Origin of the sequence: Microvirga subterranea, assembly GCF_003350535.1 — a bacterium.
GTDB classification, from domain to species: Bacteria; Pseudomonadota; Alphaproteobacteria; order Rhizobiales; family Beijerinckiaceae; genus Microvirga; species Microvirga subterranea.
In genome coordinates this window covers 656023-673405 of sequence record NZ_QQBB01000002.1, presented here as the reverse complement: position 1 = coordinate 673405, position 17383 = coordinate 656023, and the positions used below count along the sequence as shown (strand labels likewise).

At 61.3% G+C, this 17383-nt stretch carries 14 protein-coding genes; 10 read left to right on the top strand and 4 right to left on the bottom strand.

Annotated elements, in window-relative coordinates; genetic code table 11:
* Nucleotides 1-4: 4 nt before the first annotated feature.
* The 3 genes from hutI to hutU are packed head-to-tail and all read left to right on the top strand — an operon-like array spanning nucleotide 5 to nucleotide 4497.
* Complete coding sequence (hutI, locus tag DES45_RS07960; protein ID WP_114769415.1) at nucleotides 5-1213, top strand: imidazolonepropionase; 1209 nt, start codon at nucleotides 5-7, stop codon at nucleotides 1211-1213.
* Nucleotides 1210-2778 carry a histidine ammonia-lyase gene (hutH, locus tag DES45_RS07955; protein ID WP_114769414.1) on the top strand — a complete coding sequence of 523 codons (1569 nt, stop codon included), beginning with the start codon at nucleotides 1210-1212 and terminating at the stop codon, nucleotides 2776-2778. The genes hutI and hutH overlap by 4 nt, the downstream gene beginning before the upstream one ends.
* A 57-nt stretch (nucleotides 2779-2835) precedes the next feature.
* Nucleotides 2836-4497 carry a urocanate hydratase gene (hutU, locus tag DES45_RS07950; protein WP_114769413.1) on the top strand — a complete coding sequence of 554 codons (1662 nt, stop codon included), beginning with the start codon at nucleotides 2836-2838 and terminating at the stop codon, nucleotides 4495-4497.
* Between the two features lie 18 nt (nucleotides 4498-4515).
* Here hutU and DES45_RS07945 read toward each other — a convergent pair whose 3' ends face one another.
* Both DES45_RS07945 and DES45_RS07940 read right to left on the bottom strand, forming a co-directional pair.
* Nucleotides 4516-4779 (bottom strand): hypothetical protein, encoded by a 264-nt coding sequence (locus tag DES45_RS07945; RefSeq protein WP_114769412.1) that lies wholly within the window; start codon nucleotides 4777-4779, stop codon nucleotides 4516-4518.
* A 176-nt stretch (nucleotides 4780-4955) separates the two neighbouring features.
* Nucleotides 4956-5240, bottom strand: a complete 285-nt coding sequence (locus DES45_RS07940; protein ID WP_114769411.1) for a hypothetical protein — start codon at nucleotides 5238-5240, stop codon at nucleotides 4956-4958.
* 315 nt (nucleotides 5241-5555) lie between these two features.
* On the opposite strand from DES45_RS07940, the gene DES45_RS07935 reads away from it, so the two are divergent.
* From DES45_RS07935 to DES45_RS07920, 4 genes are read left to right on the top strand one after another with little or no spacing between them, the layout of a single operon-like run.
* Complete coding sequence (locus tag DES45_RS07935; protein WP_147282365.1) at nucleotides 5556-6587, top strand: ABC transporter substrate-binding protein; 1032 nt, start codon at nucleotides 5556-5558, stop codon at nucleotides 6585-6587.
* Nucleotides 6584-10243: a PAS-domain containing protein gene (locus tag DES45_RS07930; protein WP_114769409.1), complete on the top strand. Its 3660-nt coding sequence runs from the start codon at nucleotides 6584-6586 to the stop codon at nucleotides 10241-10243. Before DES45_RS07935 ends, DES45_RS07930 begins: the two co-directional genes overlap by 4 nt.
* Entirely contained in the window at nucleotides 10240-10608 is a 369-nt protein-coding gene (locus DES45_RS07925) for a response regulator (protein ID WP_114769408.1), read from the top strand. The genes DES45_RS07930 and DES45_RS07925 overlap by 4 nt, the downstream gene beginning before the upstream one ends.
* A 12-nt stretch (nucleotides 10609-10620) precedes the next feature.
* On the top strand, nucleotides 10621-11748 hold the full coding sequence (locus DES45_RS07920; protein ID WP_114769407.1) for an adenylate/guanylate cyclase domain-containing protein: 1128 nt from the start codon (nucleotides 10621-10623) through the stop codon (nucleotides 11746-11748).
* A 41-nt stretch (nucleotides 11749-11789) separates the two neighbouring features.
* Here the strand turns inward: DES45_RS07920 and DES45_RS07915 are convergent, their stop codons facing one another.
* Nucleotides 11790-12326 (bottom strand): hypothetical protein, encoded by a 537-nt coding sequence (locus DES45_RS07915; protein WP_114769406.1) that lies wholly within the window; start codon nucleotides 12324-12326, stop codon nucleotides 11790-11792.
* 387 nt (nucleotides 12327-12713) lie between these two features.
* Here DES45_RS07915 and DES45_RS07910 point away from each other — a divergent pair, with 387 nt between their 5' ends.
* Complete coding sequence (locus tag DES45_RS07910; protein ID WP_147282364.1) at nucleotides 12714-12977, top strand: hypothetical protein; 264 nt, start codon at nucleotides 12714-12716, stop codon at nucleotides 12975-12977.
* Nucleotides 12978-13182: 205 nt separating this feature from the next.
* Here DES45_RS07910 and DES45_RS07905 read toward each other — a convergent pair whose 3' ends face one another.
* The gene (locus DES45_RS07905) at nucleotides 13183-13443 is read right to left on the bottom strand and encodes a DUF2934 domain-containing protein (RefSeq protein WP_114769404.1); all 261 of its coding nucleotides are present in this window, start codon (nucleotides 13441-13443) and stop codon (nucleotides 13183-13185) included.
* A 387-nt stretch (nucleotides 13444-13830) separates the two neighbouring features.
* Between DES45_RS07905 and otsA the strand changes: the two genes are divergently transcribed.
* Together otsA and glgX are read left to right on the top strand one after the other, a co-directional pair.
* Entirely contained in the window at nucleotides 13831-15297 is a 1467-nt protein-coding gene (gene otsA / locus DES45_RS07900; protein WP_114769403.1) for an alpha,alpha-trehalose-phosphate synthase (UDP-forming), read from the top strand.
* Nucleotides 15284-17371: a glycogen debranching protein GlgX gene (gene glgX, locus DES45_RS07895; protein ID WP_114769402.1), complete on the top strand. Its 2088-nt coding sequence runs from the start codon at nucleotides 15284-15286 to the stop codon at nucleotides 17369-17371. The genes otsA and glgX overlap by 14 nt, the downstream gene beginning before the upstream one ends.
* Nucleotides 17372-17383: the final 12 nt, after the last annotated feature.

Sequence of the window (17383 nt, the reverse complement as noted above, 5' to 3'; positions counted from 1 at the left end):
GACCATGCTTTTCGACACCATCTGGCTGAATGCGCGTCTGGCGACCTTTGCGGGCCAAGCAGAGGATTTAGGCATCGTTGAAGGCGGGGCCATCGCGTCCAGGGATGGGCGCATCGCCTATGTGGGGCGTCAGGACGAACTCCCCCGCGGGTGGGATACTGCCCACCGGGTCGATTGCGCCGGCCGGTGGATCACCCCCGGCCTGATCGACTGCCACACCCATCTGGTGTTCGGCGGTGATCGCGCCAGGGAATTCGAACAGCGCCTCGCCGGCGCGACCTATGAGGAAATCGCGCGCGCAGGCGGCGGCATCCTGTCGACGGTCCGCGCGACACGCGCGGCCTCGGAGGACGATCTCGTCGCGGCTGCGCTGCCGCGCCTCGATCACCTCATTCGGGAAGGCGTCACCACGGCTGAGGTCAAATCGGGCTACGGGCTCGACCTACCGTCCGAGCTGCGCATGCTGCGCGCGGCCCGCCGTCTCGGGCAGGCGCGTCCCGTCACGGTGACCACCACCTTTCTCGGCGCCCATGCCCTGCCGCCGGAGGCAAATGGCGACAAGGACGGGTTCATCGATCTCATCTGCGACGAGCTATTGCCCGCCGTGGCGAGGGAAGGCCTCGCGGATGCAGTCGACGGCTTTTGCGAAGGCATCGCCTTCACGCCGGCGCAGATCTCCAAAGTCTTCGCCGCAGCGAAAGCCCATGGGCTTCCCGTGAAGCTCCATGCCGACCAGCTGTCGAACCTGCACGGGGCGGAGCTTGCGGCTCGATACGATGCTCTGTCGGCCGATCACCTCGAATACACCGACGCTGAAGGGGCCGCCGCCCTGGCGAAGGCCGGGACCGTGGCCGTTCTCCTGCCTGGGGCATACTATATGCTGCGCGAGACCCAGGCACCGCCCGTGGATCTGTTCCGCGCCCACGGGACGCGGATGGCGATTGCGACCGACTGCAATCCGGGCACGTCGCCGCTGACGTCCCTGCTTCTGGCGATGAACATGGGCGCGACGCTGTTCAGGCTGACCGTCGACGAATGCCTCGCAGGAGTGACACGTGAAGCCGCCCGTGCGCTCGGCCGTCTCGAGGACGTCGGAACGCTCGAACCCGGCAAATGGTGCGACCTTGCGATCTGGGACATCGAACGCCCGGCCGAGCTCGTCTACCGCATAGGCTTCAACCCCCTGCATGCCCGCATTTGGAGAGGACAATGAGCCATCAGGTCATGCTCACCCCCGGAGCTGCGACACTCGCACAGTGGCGCGACATCTACTTCGGCGCCCGAACCGGGCTCCAGCCCGGTTGGGAGACCAAGGTCGCGCGGAGCGCCGAGATCGTGGATGCGATCATCGCCAAAGGCGAGAGCGTCTACGGCATCAACACGGGCTTCGGAAAGCTCGCGAATGTCCGCATCAGCGACGCCGATCTCGTCACGCTCCAGCGCAACATCGTCGTCTCTCACGCTGCGGGTGTCGGCGAGCCTCTCCCGGTTCCGGTCGTTCGCCTGATGATGGCGCTGAAGCTGGCAAGCTTGGCACAGGGCGTCTCCGGTGTGCGGACCTCAACGATCGTGCATCTCGCCGACTGCCTTGAGAAAGGCCTCGTCCCGGTCGTTCCCGGCCAGGGATCGGTCGGCGCGTCGGGCGACCTTGCTCCCCTCGCACACATGACGGCGGCCCTGATGGGAATCGGTGCCTTCATCGTTGACGGAGTACAGGTCCCGGCGCAGGTGGCTCTCGAGCGCGCAGGAATGTCTCCACTCACGCTCGGTCCGAAGGAGGGGCTGGCGCTTCTCAACGGCACCCAGACCTCCACCGCTCTCGCCTTGGCTGGTCTGTTTCATGCCGAACGCGTGTTCCAAGCAGCCCTTGTGACCGGCGCCCTCTCGACCGATGCCGCTCGTGGATCCGACAGGCCGTTCGATCTCCGGATCCAGTCGGTCCGCGGCCATCGCGGGCAGATCGAGGTCGCGACCGCTCTCCTCTCACTGATGGCCTCCAGCAAGATCCGCGCATCGCATCTCACTAACGACGATCGCGTCCAGGATCCCTACTGCCTGCGCTGCCAGCCGCAGGTCATGGGAGCCTGCCTGGACCTGATCCGCCAAGCGGGTGCGACGCTAGGGATCGAGGCCAACGGCGTGTCCGACAACCCATTGGTTTTCACGGACACGGGCGAGGTCATTTCGGGCGGGAACTTCCACGCCGAACCGGTAGCCTTCGCGGCCGACATGATCGCCATGGCCTTATGCGAGGTCGGATCGTTGTCCGAACGCCGGATCGCCATGCTGGTCGACCCGGCCCTCTCGGGTCTTCCCGCCTTCCTCACACCGAAACCGGGCCTCAACTCGGGATTCATGATCCCGCAGGTCACCGCAGCCGCGCTCGTATCCGAGAACAAGCAGCGCGCCTACCCGGCCAGCGTGGATTCCATCCCGACATCGGCCAATCAGGAGGACCATGTCTCCATGGCGGCACATGGCGCACGTCGTCTCCTGCCGATGGCGGAGAATGCGGCCAATGTCGTGGCGATCGAATTGCTGACGGCGGCACAGGGGTGCGATTTTCACGCTCCGCTCGCGTCTAGCCCGCCTCTCGAAACGGTCCGGTCCCGCCTTCGGTCCGACGTGCCGAGCCTGCAGGACGACCGATATTTCGCCCCGGACATCGCGGCCGCGGCCGCGCTCGTCAGGACGGGAGCGCTGGCAGAGATCGTCAACACCCGGAACCTTCCGTCTGTGACGGCTCCAGGCGATCAGCCCCGCGTCGACGGCTTCTGACCCTGAACCCCACGCCATCGAGATTTATCCACTCAGATCACGACCGAGGACATCCCCATGACTCGCATCGACAACACCCGGACCATCCGCGCAGCACACGGTTCAACCTTGTCGGCCAAAAGCTGGCTGACGGAGGCGCCGCTTCGCATGCTCATGAACAACCTCGACCCGGACGTCGCTGAGAAGCCTGGCGAACTTGTCGTCTACGGCGGCATCGGGCGCGCGGCCCGCGACTGGGAAAGCTTCGACCGGATCGTCTCATCCCTCAGGAACCTCGAGGCGGACGAGACGCTTCTGGTTCAGTCCGGCAAACCCGTCGGAGTGTTCCGTACCCACGCCGATGCCCCGCGTGTGCTGATCGCGAACTCGAACCTCGTTCCCCACTGGGCGACCTGGGACCATTTCAACGAGCTCGATCGCAAGGGGCTGATGATGTACGGCCAGATGACGGCCGGGTCCTGGATCTACATCGGCTCCCAGGGCATCGTTCAGGGCACCTACGAGACCTTCGTGGAAATGGGACGCCAGCATTACGGCGGCGACCTCGCCGGACGGTGGATTCTGACCGCCGGTCTGGGTGGCATGGGTGGCGCCCAGCCGCTTGCAGCCACCATGGCCGGCGCATCCTGCCTTGCCATCGAGTGCCAGGCGAGCCGGATCGAGATGCGTCTGCGCACCGGCTATGTCGACGTTCAGGCGGCCGATCTCGACGAGGCGTTGGCGATCATCGAGAAGGCCGCAAGGACGAAGACCCCCGTCTCGGTCGCCCTGCTCGGAAACGCGGCCGAGATCCTTCCCGAGCTGATCCGCCGCGGTGTTCGTCCGGATTGCGTCACGGACCAAACCTCCGCTCACGACCCGATCAACGGCTATCTCCCGATCGGATGGACCGTGGCCGAGTGGGAGGCCAAACGCGAGACGGACCCGAAGTCGGTGGAAAAGGCCGCCCGGCATTCTATCGCCGAACACGTACGCGCCATGCTGGCGTTCCATCGGATGGGAATTCCAACCGTCGATTACGGCAACAACATCCGTCAGGTCGCATTGGAGGAAGGCGTCGCCGATGCCTTCGACTTCCCGGGCTTCGTCCCCGCCTATATCCGGCCGCTGTTCTGCCGCGGCATCGGGCCGTTCCGGTGGGCTGCGCTGTCGGGAGACCCCGAAGATATCGCCCGGACCGATGCCCGCGTGAAGGAGTTGCTGCCGGACAACAAGCATCTCCATAACTGGCTCGACATGGCCAAGCAGCGCATCAAGTTCCAGGGCCTGCCGGCGCGGATTTGCTGGGTGGGACTGGGCGACCGCCAAAGGCTCGGCCTCGCCTTCAACGAGATGGTTGCGCGAGGCGAGCTGAAGGCCCCCATCGTCATCGGGCGCGACCACCTCGACAGCGGATCGGTCGCATCGCCGAACCGGGAGACCGAGGCCATGATGGACGGATCGGACGCCGTGTCCGACTGGCCGCTGCTGAACGCTCTTCTGAATTGCGCCTCAGGCGCAACCTGGGTGTCGCTGCATCATGGCGGCGGTGTCGGAATGGGGTTCTCGCAGCATTCCGGGATGGTCATCGTCTGTGATGGGACCGAGGAGGCGGCCAAGCGGATTGAGCGTGTCCTGTGGAACGATCCTGCCACAGGCGTGATGCGTCACGCGGATGCAGGCTACGAGATTGCGCGGAACTGCGCCCGTGAGCACGGCCTCAATCTACCCAGCCTGTAGATCGAAGCGTAGCGCCGATTATTCTCCGTAGGCCTGGAGATGCCCGGGAAGCTCCTTGGTCATCCAGGCCACCATCTCCTCACGGGTCCTCAGGTGGTCTGGCATGGGGACGAACGGGGGATCGGCACCACCCTGCCCAATGGACATCTCGTCGGGCAGGGCGAACTCGTCATGAACCTGCTCTTCGGTTGCGCCATCCCCAAGCCAAAGCAGGAGAAGCCACAGAGCCGTGAAGAACCCTGCGACTGGTGCGAGCAGAAGGATCGTGACGTCCGTAATCACCGTGCATCCTTGGTAAGTCAGCACGGCCCATGAGGCAATCCGACTGAGCCTTTTGTGAGATCTGGCCAGGCCCAGACAAAAAGAAAGCGCCCGGCGGACGCTTTGAGATCGGTCTGATGGGACAGATGAGCCGCAAATGCCAAGTTTGCAGGCGAGTTCGGCGCATGTCCGGAAAATCAGGTTATGAGCGGCTTCTCCGGCTGCTGCCGCTCTTCCAGGAATCGCACGAAGGGCGCCCGTCGTGCATGGTATCTCGCGATGATATCGCTTCGGATGAACTCCTTCAGCTCCTCCTCTGCACCACTCTGCTCAAGAGCGGTCAGCTCCCGTCCATGCTGGACGTCAATGCCGTCGAGGATCAGCAATGCCTGCCGCGCTTCGCCACCGTAGTCAGAGCCGGCAACAGAATGACTTAGCTCCGCTCCGCCGGCTTCAGCATCAATATTACCCATGTACTGCATGTGGCCTCCGGATGTTGTTGTTTATCCCTATACCGAAACGATATCGTTCACCTTCATCGAGCGACAAGAAGGGCGCTTGGGAAAAAGGTGGTAAGGCGTAGCCCCTCCTGAGTAGCGGCGTCTCGCCAAGGACCGCAGGGTGCAGGTCCGCACGGACGATCAGGTTTTGTAATCCCCAGGGTTGAGGGGCGCTGATTCAACGAATACAATCGCCCGGCAAGAATGACCTGCATGCGAGAGTGGCTCGCCACGCACCTGCCGACGACTGCCGCCCTCGCGACTGACGGCCGAGCGCTCATCCGGATGGCTGCTGCCATGATGCATCGTTTTGCCATCGCCACATGGAGCCTCCGGCTGCGCAGTCGCCTGCCGGCGCGATGGCTGATGCTCGGCCTCATCATTGGGATTCCAGTCGGCGCAGGACTCCTCGGTCTTGGCCCTGCCGGCTCAAAGGCTCTTGCGGCTGAAACCGTTCGGAAGATCCTCCACGTCGATTCCTATCATAAGGGCAACGAGTGGAACGACCGCATCCTTGCTGCACTCCGCGAAACTCTGGCAGGCAAGCCGGTTGACCTCCAGGTCGTTTACCTGGATGCGAAGAGGCATCCCGCCGATGCGGAGATCCGCTCTTCGGTTGACCGTGCGCTTCAGGTGATCGGCCGTCTTAAACCGGACGTGATCACGGTCAGCGACGATCCTGCCGCCCAATATCTCGTCATGGAACACCTGCGGGACGGTGGGATCCCCGTGGTGTTCTGCGGGCTCAACTGGGATGCCTCGATCTACCAATTGCCCTATCGCAACACCACCGGAATGGTCGAGGTGTCGCCAATCCCGCAGATCGTCCGGCTGCTGCGTCAGCACGCACGTGGTTCACGCCTGGGCTTTCTTGCCGAGGACACGGACGTGAAGCGCAAGGAGCTCGCCTATCACGAGCGTCTTTTCGGCATCACATACGAGAAAACCTATTTCGTATCTTCGCATGCAGCCTGGAAGGAGGCATTCCTGCGCGCCCAGCAGGAAGTCGACATGCTGATGATCCTCGGTGTCGGAGCGATTGCGGATTGGAATCCAGCCGACGCCCGGCGGCTTGCGGAGGAGCGAAGCGAGATTCCCAGCGGGACGGACTTCGAGTGGCTGACACCGGTGAGCCTCATCGGAGTCGTGAAGCACCCGGAGGAACAGGGGCGCTGGACCGCACAGGCAGCACTTCGAATTTTGGATGGAGTTCCGCCAAGCGCCATTCCCCTCACCTACAACCGGGAGGGCGATCTGTTCTTCAATCCCAGGATCGCCAAGCGGATCGGCATACGGGACGCCCCGCCACTATCAAGGATCGTGCCATGAAGCCGATCGCGGCTGCATTCGGCATCGTCAAAGGTCCGAAACGCTCCATCACCCGCCAAACGCTCCGCAAGATCGCCCTTCGCATCAGCCTGGTCGTCGCGGTCGCAACCGTTCTCAGCTACTGGCACGTCAGAACACGGTTCGAGCAACAGGCGGTCGAGGTTCTCGAACGTTATGTCGAGCAACGCCGCGTTCGTGAAAGCGCCATCTTCGACCTCGCCAGCGGAAATGTCCGCACATTTGCCGAAGCCTACCAGCAAGAGATCCGCCAGACGGACCCACGAGACGCAGAGCAGCGTTTCGGGACCCTCTTCGAGGCTCGCCCGGACGGGACGACAAGGCTAACGGAAGCGGTCTTCAAGTCCTATGGCCTGTCGGGCTTCATCGGAAAGCATGTTGCGATCGATCGTGATCTCAAGCGCCGACTGATGGTAGCCTTCGATCTTGTGAGGCAATACGGCCCGGCTTGGGCAAGCCAGTTCGCGAACCTCTATGTGGTGACGCCGGAAGGCGCCGTGATCATGTACTGGCCCGGGCAGCCCTGGGCCCTCAGGGCCAGCGATTGGGAGATTTCCGGAAAAATCGGCCTCCTGTCGGAGGGCAGAAGCCCTGTTATGGTTGCCGGCGCTTCCGACGCTCCAGTCTCAGACAAGGAGCGGTGGTCGGAGCTTTACCTGGATTACGGCACGAACGAGTGGCTGGTCTCGGTCACCCGCCCGGCTGTCGAGGACGGGCGCCCTCTGATCCAGGTCGGCCAAGACATTCTGATGCACGACCTGATCGGACGCGCCGTCAACACAGAACTGAGAGGGACCCATAATCTTCTCTTCACAGCAGACGGCCGACTGATTGCCCATCCGCGCTTCATGGATGCGATACAAGCGAGAAGCGGCTCGCTCCCGATCGCCGATACTGGAGATCCCCACCTTGCGGAAATTCACAGGCTTGCAGTGGAAAATCCAGCCGACAAGGCTGTCATTCGCAACGAAGAGTATGATGAGATCGCGGCTTTGACGAAGCTCAGCGGCCCTGGCTGGATCCTCGCGACGATCTACCCCTTGTCACTCAGTGCGCAGGATGCATGGAAAGCTGCACGCATCGTGCTGATCATGGGCGCGCTGGCCCTCGTGGTCGAGCTCTTCATCCTCAGCACGACGCTCAAGGCGCAGATCGCCTCTCCCCTTCGGGAACTCGTACGGGCTACAGGCTCGGTTGCAGAAGGGCGCTTCGGAACCCAGCTTCATCTTGACCGCGACGACGAACTCGGTGATCTGGCCCAGGCCTTTACGGCCATGGCAAGGCAAGTAGACGCACGCGAGATGGCGCTAAGGGAGCGAAGCGCCAGCTTGGCCGAGCTCAACATACAACTGGCCCATCAGCTCGCGGAGCGTGAGCGTGCGGAAAAGGAGCTTGCCCATCACCGGGAACTCAACGTCCTTCTCGACACGATCGATTATGGAATTCTCTTCCTCGACGCCGATCTGAATGTCCGTCTTGCGAACCGCGCCTACAAGGCGATGTGGGGCTTGCCGGAAGCGCTGATTGCGAAGGACACCCCATTCCGTCACCTGATATTGCATACCCGGAACCTGGCGAATACGGATACTCGCGCGAACGAGGTGGAGGACATCGTCGATCGAGTTCGGCGCTGCGACGGTGAGCCTGTCGAGATCGGAACTCCCACGGGTCGGTTCCTTCGATATCAATGCATTGCGCTTCCCGACGGCGGGCGCATGCTTACCTACTTCGACATCACCGACCAGAAGCGGGCACTGGAAGCCGTTGCGGCGGCCGAGCAGCGGCAGCGGCGCCTTCTGGAGCTCGCGCCATTTCCGCTGGCCGTCACGCGGCTGCCCGATGGATTGATCCTCTATGCCAATGCCCGGACCGCCGAGATCACGGGTCTCTCTCCGGAAGAGATGCAGGGCACCTTTGCACCGGACTACTACGCCGATCCTGCCGTTCGGCACAGGCTTCTCGCCAGCATGCAAAAGGATGGGCGGGTCAGCGACATGGAAGCGCTCATGCAGCGCCCGGACGGTCAGAAGTTTTGGGCCCTGATCAATGCTTCCGTGGCCGATTACGAAGGTACGCCAGCGCTGCTTTCTGCTTTCAACAACATTTCGGAGCTGAAGAAGCGTGAGGAGCAGCTTGAATCGGCTCGGGCGGAGACGGAAGCAGCATTGCGCGATCTGAACGCAGTTCTTGAGACCATTCAGTACGGCGTGCTCTTCCTCGACCCCTCAATGCGCATCCGGCTGGCAAACCGCGCCTACCGGGAATTGTGGGATATCCCCGCAGAGTTCTACGACCAGCCGCGTGAACTCGAAGAGGATATGGAACTCAGTCGCTCCCTTGGAGCCTACGATGTTCCCGACGCCGAGTGGGAGACGTACAAGGAACGGCGCCTCCGCGAAATACATCAAGGCAACATCGCTCCCGTCGAGATGCGGCTGCGGAACGGCAGGATCATGCAATACCGATGCATCGCCCTTCCCGACGGCGGGCGGATGCTCACATACTTCGACATCACGGAGCTGAAGCGGATCGAAGAGGTGCTTCGCAGGCATCTTGCGGCAATGGAGGCCGCCATGGATGGCATGGCCATTCTGAGGCCTGACGGAACCTATGAGTATCTCAACGCCGCTCATCTGAAGATCTTCGGCTATGACAAGCCGTCTCAGCTCGTCGGAAGCAGCTGGAAGCGCCTCTATACGGATTCGGAACGTCATCGCCTCGAGGCGGATGCCATGCCGCAGCTGTTCCGGGACGGTCATTGGAGCGGCGAGGCCGTCGGCCTCAAACGGGACGGCAGCGTTTTTCCGCAGGACGTCTCCCTTACGATCATCCAGGACGGCGGATTGATCTGCGTCGTTCGAGACATTTCCGAACGGCATGCACGCGATGAAGCATTGCGTGAAGCGATGGATCGCGTCGAAAAAGCAAACTTGGCGAAGTCTCAGTTTCTCGCAAATATGAGTCACGAGCTGAGGACACCATTGAACGCGGTGCTCGGCTATACCGAGCTGCTCATCGACGGTCTCTATGGCGGTCTGCCGGAGAAGGCGCATGGCGTATTGGAGCGTGTCCAGGCGAATGGGAGGCACCTCCTGGCACTCATCAATGACGTTCTCGACCTTTCGAAGATCGAAGCCGGAGAACTTTCACTCACATGCGAACCCTACTCGATCTCAGGCCTGGTGCAGGCCGCCATCACGGCGATGGAACCCCTCGCGAAGGTCAAGGGTCTTCAAGTGCGGTCACTGGTTCCCGAAGATCTTCCAGCAGGAGCTGGCGACGAGAGACGCCTTACGCAGGTTCTTCTTAACCTGATCGGGAATGCTATCAAGTTCACGCCAACCGGTTCGGTCGACGTCGAAGCGCTGGTGGAGGGAGGGCGCATACGGATCTTCATCGCCGATACAGGCGTCGGAATCGCGCCCGATGAGCTGACGCATATCTTCGGCGCCTTCCAACAAGGAAGCAATACGGGTTCCAATGGTCAAGGAGGAACGGGGCTCGGACTCGCGATTTCGAAACGGATCGTCGAGATGCACGGTGGCTCGATTGATGTGCGCTCCGCTATCGGGTGTGGCTCGACATTCATCGTCGACATCCCTCTCGATCCATCGAAGGCCCGGAGGGAAGTCGCATGACCACGCAGAAGATCCTCATCGTCGAAGACACGGAGGACAACAGGCGGATCATGCGCGACATCCTGACAAACGCCGGCTACGCGGTGATGGAAGCCCACGACGGGCGGTCGGCAGTGGAAATGGCTGCGGCCTTAAAGCCCGACCTGATCCTGATGGACATACAGCTGCCGGTTCTCAGCGGCTATGAGGCCGCTGCCCGCATCAAGGAGGACCCTACGCTCCATTATATCCCGATCGTTGCCGTGACGTCTTATGCACTGTCAGGCGACGAGGAGAAGGCGAGAGCAGCCGGATGCAGCGGCTACCTCGCAAAACCCTTCAGCCCACGCCAGATGCTCGCAATTGTTCGGGAGTATCTGGCTTAACTGGAAGCAAGAATGCGCGAACGCCCGCTCATCCTGGTCGTCGACGACATTGCCGAGAACGTCGACATTGTGACGACGCGGCTTATTGCGACCGGCTACGACGTGGAGATCGCCCGCAATGGTCGGGAGGCGATCGATCAGGCCTATCGGGTTCGACCGGACATGATCCTTCTCGATGTCATGATGCCCGACATCGACGGGATTGAGGTCACGCGGCGATTGAAAGCCGACGAAGCGATGCGGGCCATTCCGATCCTCCTCCTGACGGCGAAGGCCGGCAAGGACGATGTCGTCACGGGCTTGGATGCAGGTGGCGACGACTACATCACGAAGCCGTTCGACCAGGCGACGCTGGTAGCCCGTGTTCGCTCTCTTCTGCGCATCAAGGGTCTCTACGACACCGTGCAGCAGCAGGCACTCGAACTCGCTGCACTCAACCAGGATCTCGAAGCGCGTGTCGAGAAACAAATTCGAGAACTCGAGCGAGCACGCGGCTTGAAGCGGTTCCTGCCACCTCAGCTGGCTGAGATGATCACGGCGGAGGGCAGCGAGGCGGGCATCCTTCAGCATCACCGCCGCGAGATAGTCGCCCTGTTCTGCGATCTGCGCGGCTTCACGAGCTTTGCGGAGATCGCAGAACCCGAAGAAGTGATGGACCTTCTGAAGGCCTATCACGCGGCTCTTGGGCCTCTGATACACGAGGCCGAGGGCACTCTGGAAAGATTCCTAGGAGACGGCATGATGGTGATCTTCAATGATCCCCTGCCCTGCACGGACGCCGCAGCCCGTGCTGTCGAACTTGCGACGTTGATGCGTGAGCGCTTTCTCACGTTGTCCCAGAACTGGGAGATTCTCGGCTACCGCATTGGATTTGGCGTCGGCATCGCTCAGGGCTACGCGACCCTCGGCAGGATCGGCTTCGAAGGGCGACTGGATTACGCCGCCATTGGAACGGTGACCAATATCGCCGCACGCCTGTGTGCTGAGGCTCGGAACGGCCAGATCCTCGTGACACATCGCATCGCGACCGAAGTCGCCGACACTGCGGTTTTGGACGCCGTCGGCGACCTTCAACTTAAGGGCCTGAGCCGTCCATTGCCCGTATTCAACGTGAAGAGCCTAAACCGACCGGCTTTCTGAGGAGCCTTTCTGCTGTCGAAGCTCACTAAGTCGGCGGCGCCTTAGAGGGACGCTTCTCCGATCACCGTTTCAGACGTCACGATGGACCAGGAGCCCCCCGTTCGTTCGATCGATAGAACGCGCCCGACTCCCGGCAGAACAGCCCCTGGGACGACTACGTGAAGGCCGTCGACACCCTCGACCAAAGCTGTTTCGCCGAAGACGCGATAGATCACATAGGATGCCCCTCGCGTCCGGCCGTCGCGTTGCCTCGCATCGACCATTTCGGTCCTGACGGACAGGGCCCCTGTCGTTGTCGGGTCCATCACGTTCTGCCGGCGCGCATGGCTCGCGAGGCTCTTGTTGACCGGAACGCCCTCGGTCATCGCGGGAAGAATGTTGGGCAGGCTCGAGAAGCCGGCGCCATGGATGATGGCATAGGCAGCGAATGCAACGGAGGTCACCGCCAGTCCGATCCCGACGAAGGACATCATGTGATTGCCGGCGGCGTCTCTTGCCCGGATGACCTCCTCCAGAGACTGCCTGCTGGAGCCGCCCGCAAGAGAAAGGTCGGCCCCGGTCCGCTGCCCACCTTTCATGACCAACTCCAATACTTTCTCGAATCGAAGACTCATGGCAGCCACCGGTTAGGACAATTTGCCACGGATCCTGCCGCAGCATGCTTAACAGGCAGTAAAGGCGGCTCGGCCTTTCTCGGCGTCGCGATCCGCACCCGTGACTATTTGGAGGTATCTCCAACAGGGATATTTCATCCCGCCGCGGATGGTCGGCTCATGCCGGCTCGGCTGGTGTTTCTTTTCAAAGGAGAAAAAGCACCTTAAGCCTGTCTGCCAATGGCCAGCAGCTGACCCGAGGGGCTGTGAATAACCCTGCGTCCCTTGTTGATCCCCAAAGTTGTGACGTTTCAGCTGATCAGCAAAATGGTATGAGCCGTTCGCCCATTTCACTCTCCAAGATCCACGGCCATGAAACCTGCCGCCCTTATGCTCGGTGCGATGCTGCTTGCACTTCCCGGTGTAGCCCGTGCCGATGAGGACCTCGTAGCGAAGCGCGAAACATGCCGCGAGGAAGCGAAGCAGCGCATCACGATTCGCGGCAAGACAAAGGTCGCGGTCGACGATTACCGTCGGCTCGTCGACCGGCGCAACGCCCACGTCAGTGATTGCATGATCCGGACGAGGATCGCTCACGAAACGTCGCCCCTACCGCCCCGGAAGCCCAATTCCTGAACTGCAGCGAGGCGTTCGGCTCACCCCGCGGCGCTAGGCGCACCGCGAGGGCTTCGTCTTGAACGACTGCAGATGATATTCCTATGACCGGATCCGCACGGAAGGATACGCTCCCGTCAGCGCTCAGTCCGGTCTTAATGGCCGAAAGCGGAGCCTCTCCCACCCATGGGGCTCATCGGCATTGAGTTCCCGCCCTTCCGCTTGCTTATTGCAAGGGTGCCTGGGCCCGACGACGGCGGGGAGCAGATGGAGGAGTTGCAACGGCGGGAAGCTCTGCCTTAGGCTTGGCGGTCCGGCGGGTCTTCTTGACCGGCGCCTCTGCAACCGAGACGCTTGTCTCATCGGGAGCACTCGCCAGTTCAAGCTTCGCCATGTGCCAGTGATGCTCGTCGCGGCCGTGGATCCGCCCCTCCTGCTCCCAGATCTGGTAGGCGCGTTCTCGAATTTTCTGCTCTAGGTCGACCATTCTTGCCTCCTCAAAAGCTCCGTTCGGCGACAACGCCAAGAGCCCGAATTCCTGAGAGATTGCTTCGACCTAACTGTCAATTGGGAAAATCGGCAGATCATTCTGTCAACCCGATCTTTGTGCCTCGGCATGTGACCTAACGTCCCCGAACGATCCTTCCCGCTTACCCTCCTTCAGATCTCTTTCAATTATGCGGCAAGGACAAGCTCCGGGGTCGGAACACCTCCCTTGCCTGTTGGTTGTACCTTGGCATTGCCACCTGGTACTCAACCCATGAAAAGCCCCAAGGGCCGTTCGCTCCAGCCTTCGGAAGCCCCGCTCCATCGCCGCCCGAGCGCCGCGAAAGTATCCAGGCATTTCGCCGAGACCTCAGCAGCTGCCGACCGAATGGAGCGGCCGCTGGGCGCCAGCGGAAGGCTCGTGGTCATATCGAACAGGGTTCCGCTTCCGGCGAAGGACGGCAACTCCAGTGCTGGAGGCCTTGCGGTCGCCCTGGAGGCTGCCCTCAAGCAACATGGCGGTCTCTGGTTCGGCTGGTCTGGCCGCACCGTCGATCAGGTGGAAAACGCCCCTCAGATCATTGAAGCCGGCAAGATTACCTTTGCCGTCTTGGATGTTCACCGGAAGGACTTCGACCTCTTCTATACAGGGTTTGCCAACCGGGCTCTCTGGCCAATCTGTCATTACCGCCTGGATCTGCTCCAAGTCGATCGTAGTCAGACCGAAGGCTATTTTCGGGTGAACAGGACATTCGCGGAGGCTCTCGCTCCGCTCCTCGGTCCGGACGATACGATCTGGATCCATGACTATCATTTCATTCCGCTCGCAGCAGAGCTGCGGCGCCTCGGATGCCGCAATCGGATCGGCTTCTTCCTCCATATTCCGTGGCCGCCCTCAGATATCGCCAGCGCACTGCCGGCATATGGACGGCTTCAGAATGGCTTTACTGCTTATGATCTCGTGGGCTTCCATACCAAACAGGACGCCGACAACTTCCGGCAGTGCCTGCTGCGGGAGAATCTCGGGTTCCCAGTTGGCGATGGCGAGTATCAGGTGGGCGGGCACCGGTTCAGAATAGGTGCATTTCCGGTCGGGATAGACGCCGATGCCTTCGCCGAGACCGCAAGAGCTGCCGAGCGCAACCCGACCGTCCGGCGGATGCGCGAGAGCATGGAAAAGCGGCGCCTGATCATCGGCGTCGACCGCCTCGATTATTCCAAAGGCATCAAGGAGCGTATCGAGTCCTATTCGTGCTTCATCCGATCCAACCCGCAGTTTCGCAACAAGGTCGTTTATCTTCAGGTGACGCCGAAATCCCGGTCGGATGTGCCTGAATACAAGCGGATGCAGCACCAGATCGCCGAACAGGCCGGCTGGGCGAACGGAAACTTGGGCGAGGTCGATTGGACGCCAATCCGCTACATCAATAAGACAATCGGCCATATGGCCCTGGCGGGACTTTATCGTATGGCAAGAGTCGGCCTCGTCACGCCATTGCGCGACGGCATGAACCTCGTGGCGAAGGAATTCGTCGCGGCGCAGGACGAGAACGACCCCGGGGTCCTTATTCTGTCCCGGTTCGCAGGCGCCATGCATGAGCTCGATGCAGCACTCCTCGTGAACCCCTATGATACGGAAACGACCGCAGCTGCCATTGCCCGCGCTCTCGAGATGCCCCTGGAAGAGCGTCGTGAGCGGTGGCGCACGATGATGGACCGGCTGCGAGGCAATGGCATCGACGATTGGTGCCAAGGTTTCCTTGATGTCTTGACCAGCGGAAAGTCTCCCGTGCCCCCTCCTCAGGAGGGCCGGCACGTCTCGTCCCGCCGCCGAGTGGCACATGCTCCGGGTTGATGATGGATCTCCCTTTCCACTCGGCGCCACATGGGACGGGAGAGGGGTCAATTTCTCCTTATTCTCCGCGCACGCGACATCCGTGGATCTATGTCTCTTTGATCCCACCGGACGTCGCGAGACTGCTCGCATTTCGCTTCCCCAGCAAACCGACGAGGTCTGGCACGGCTACGTCAACGGCATAGGTCCGGGCCAACTCTATGGCTATCGTGTCCACGGGCCGTATGAGCCTCGGCACGGACACCGTTTCAATCCGCACAAGCTTCTCATCGATCCCTATGCCCGCCTCCTCCATGGCCAGATCAGGTGGCATGACTCACTCTATGGATATCGTTCGGGTCCTCACCGGAATGATCTCATTCCGGACCGGCGCGACAGCGCCGGAATGGTCCCCAAGTGCATGGTTGTCGACCCGTCCTATCCGTGGGATGACGATCGCGCTCCAAGAACGCCCTGGACGGACACCGTAATCTATGAGGCACATGTTAAAGGCCTCACGATCCTGCACCCGGACATTCCCGTGCCCGTGCGTGGCACCTTCGAGGCGCTAGGGCATCCGGCAATCGTCGATCATCTCGTGAAGCTGGGCGTTACGGCAGTCGAGTTTTTGCCGATTCATGGCTTCGTCGACGATCGCTTCCTCGTTGAAAAGGGTTTGAGGAACTACTGGGGCTACTCGTCGGCTGCGTTCTTTGCCCCTGAAGCACGCTATCTCGGCGAGGCCGGAATCGTCGGCCTGAAGACGGCGATCAGGACGCTTCATGAAGCCGGGATCGAGGTGATCCTCGACGTCGTCTACAACCACACCGCCGAGGGCGACCATCTTGGTCCGACACTTTGCTTCCGTGGCATCGACAACGCAGTCTATTACAAACTCGGCCACGACCCACAGCTGTATTGGGATGTAACCGGCACCGGCAACACGCTGAACCTGGACCACCCGCGCGTGTTGCAGATGGTGCTCGATTCCCTGCGGTACTGGGTTGAAGTTTACCATGTCGATGGCTTTCGCTTCGATCTCGCCTCGGCCCTCGCGCGCGAGCCACATGAATTTTCCCACAGGGCCGGAATTCTCAGGGCGATTGCGCAGGACCCGGTTCTCAATCGGGTAAAGCTCATCGCCGAGCCATGGGATCTCGGGCACGGCGGCTACCGAGTCGGTCAATTCCCAATGGGCTGGAGCGAATGGAACGATCAGTTCCGCGATACCGTTCGGGCGTTCTGGCGGGGTGACATGGACCAGTTGCCCAAATTTACGCGCGCCCTGACCGGGTCGAGAGAGATTTATGGATGGTCGAAACGGACTCCGTCGGCCTCCATCAACTACGTCTGCTCTCATGATGGATTCACGCTTCAGGATCTCGTCAGCTACAACGATCGGCACAATGAGGCCAATGGCGAAGCCAACCAGGATGGGCATCCTCACAACCTGTCTTTCAACTGGGGCGTCGAGGGGCCGACCGACGATCCGAACGTCCTTGCCATCCGGTCCCGGATGAAGCGGAGTCTTCTGGCAACTGTCTTCTTTTCCCAGGGAGTGCCTATGATCCTCATGGGTGACGAGTTCTCCCGGAGCCAGCAGGGAAATAACAATGCCTATGCGCAGGATAACGAGACGAGCTGGCTCGATTGGCAGGCATCGAGAGAACAAGACCCGGCATTTCTCGACTTCGTTCGGGCGCTCGTTGATCTTCGACGCCGCTTCGACGCGTTTCGGCGCCGGACTTTCCTGACCGGAGATCCTGTCCCGACCGACAACCTCAAGGATGTGTACTGGCTTGCGCCGGAAGGCCGCGAGATGTCGCATAAGGATTGGGCCGACGCAGACCGCCGTACCTTCGGGGTGCAAATCGGCAACGACGCTTGGGACGGAAATCGGCTGCTTCTCCTTCTGAATGCCGCCGAGCACCGCGTTCGCTTTCACCTCCCGAAGGATTTCGTGAGCGGGCGTTGGATCCAGACATTCGACACGTCGTTGGCGGAAGGGGTCGTGCGCGGCCACCGCTCTGTTCTCAAGCCGGGCAGCACGTTCCATATCGAAGCGAAGTCGGTGGTGCTGTTCCAACACGAATGACGAAACGAGGAT